Origin of the sequence: Mesorhizobium sp. M0058, assembly GCF_040323095.1 — a bacterium.
Classification (GTDB): Bacteria; Pseudomonadota; Alphaproteobacteria; order Rhizobiales; family Rhizobiaceae; genus Mesorhizobium.
In genome coordinates this window covers 1-1914 of the sequence record NZ_JAMYUQ010000048.1, presented here as the reverse complement: position 1 = coordinate 1914, position 1914 = coordinate 1, and the positions used below count along the sequence as shown (strand labels likewise).

Sequence of the window (1914 nt, the reverse complement as noted above, 5' to 3'; positions counted from 1 at the left end):
CCGTGCAGCAGCTCGGGCAGAAATGGGTGTTCATCGGCCATAATTTCGATGCTGGCATGGGCGTCACCGGCATCTTCGATCCCGCCAAGGGGACATTGGACGTCGATCCCGAGGGCGTCCCGAGCGGCCATCTGATTGTCAACGGCAGGATGACATCGGGGTTCACGTCGTTCTTTACCGCCACGTCGAGCTTTACTGGAGACGTGGACCTCTACGAACTACGCTTCAACGGTGATGCATGGACCTCATCGCTGCTGCACTCGCTCACCGGATTGTCCGACTTCTCGGCCAGCGTGCTCTGGTTCGACCCTCCGACTGGCTATCTGATTGTGGGCTACGGCCTGCCCGGCCCGATCAATCGGTGGCGCTACATCGATCCTGAAACCGGGTCGACAGTCGATACGTTCGACACCTCCAAAATGGGGACTAATGTTTCTTTCTCCTCCCTGCATAACCGCCTGATCAGCCGGCCTGGCTTCGTGCTGACGCTCTGGTCTGACGGCGATCCCGACGAGCCAGCTTACGAAATCATTTCGCTCGACATCCAGGCGAAGACCGTTTCGACATTCGCCAGCGATGTCGTGCCGCCGTTTACCGACGGCACCCGATTTTCGTATCTGATCGCCGACCAAAGCAGGACCTTGTGGATGAGTGCGCTGGGCGAATATGCCTGGACGGTGCACAGGCAGCCGAACACCATTCCTGGGGCCGTGAGCCTCAGGTGGATGCTCACCAAGATCATGTCCCTGGCCGGATACACTCCGGACGAGCTCACCTTCGACGGTCCCGACTGGGGCGACGGTGGCGACCCGGATCCCGATCCGGATCCAGATCCAGATCCGGAAGATCCTCCCGACCCCATCGACCCCGCCGTAGATGCCGTGTGGGTTCTCGATTTCCTCAATGAAGTCTACACCAAAGATGGCTCTCCGGTCACTCTGGCAGACGTCATCGACAAGCCGGCGCGCGTCGGGCCAAGCGGCGTCGAAATCCTTGACCACGACTCGGTCGGGGCGGTCGAGGCAATCGGGGATCTCTTTATAGATCTTGCCGCGCTCGATTGGACCATCATCATTGAATGGGAGGAAGTTGTCGCCGATGGCCGCACCTTCCTACTCGGCATGTTCGAAGAACTCGTCAACAATGACGAATTGCTGATCGACCGCCTCGATAGCGAACTCATGCAGGCCTATGGATGGGGAACAGATTTTCGAGACGTCCGACCCTTTGCCGAGGGCGGCTACGGCCTTGGCATACACAAGACCGCCGTGACCTACACCTCCGCCAAGATCTCGATGTCGACGGATGGCACCCCCGTTGAGACTAACACGCTGGCGAACTTCATGAACCCGATGCAGGTGGCGTTCTTCGGCGGCCGCGGCGAGGAGTTATCAGGCAACGGCACCTTCATCCGAAAGGTCTACCTGCATGCGCCGCGGGACGATGCCGATCTGCCGGGGTTGAGCGTACTATGAAGAGGTCGCCGAAGCATCCCGTCGACGTCCACCAGGTCGCCGAGCAGTGCGGCATCAAAATCCTGAAGCCGGCGCTGCACGGCGCCATGGGCGGCCGCCCGAAGGTCTGTTTCTGCCCGATCACGCTGAAGCGCATCGGCCAGGCGCGCGGCGCCGATCACTTGCGCCTGGTGCTTCGCCTCATCGTCGAGAGCACCGGCAACGCCGCCGAGTTGCAGGGCGACACCATCACGGCCGTTTCCGCCGTGGTGCTCTCCAACCTGGTCGAGATCCGCGCCGAGCTCTTCGACGACATCGATCTCGGCGAGATCCGCGCCTGGGCCCAGTTCGTGAAACCGGGCTGCAGCACCCAGCAAGCCATGGCGACCGCGCTGCTGTGGCTGCTGGCGAGCCCCGAGCGCGTCATGCCGAAACTCTCGATCGAGGAAGAGGCTGCCGA

Annotated in this window: 2 protein-coding genes; both read left to right on the top strand. The window is 61.4% G+C overall.

Annotation, left to right across the window (positions count from 1 at the left end; genetic code table 11):
- Positions 1–1475 (top strand): hypothetical protein (locus NKJ75_RS32705; RefSeq protein ID WP_352500755.1); only part of this gene is annotated, 1475 nt, incomplete at its 5' end.
- A partial coding sequence (locus NKJ75_RS32700) for a hypothetical protein (RefSeq protein ID WP_352500754.1) occupies positions 1472–1914 on the top strand: 443 nt, incomplete at its 3' end. The genes NKJ75_RS32705 and NKJ75_RS32700, both read left to right, overlap by 4 nt.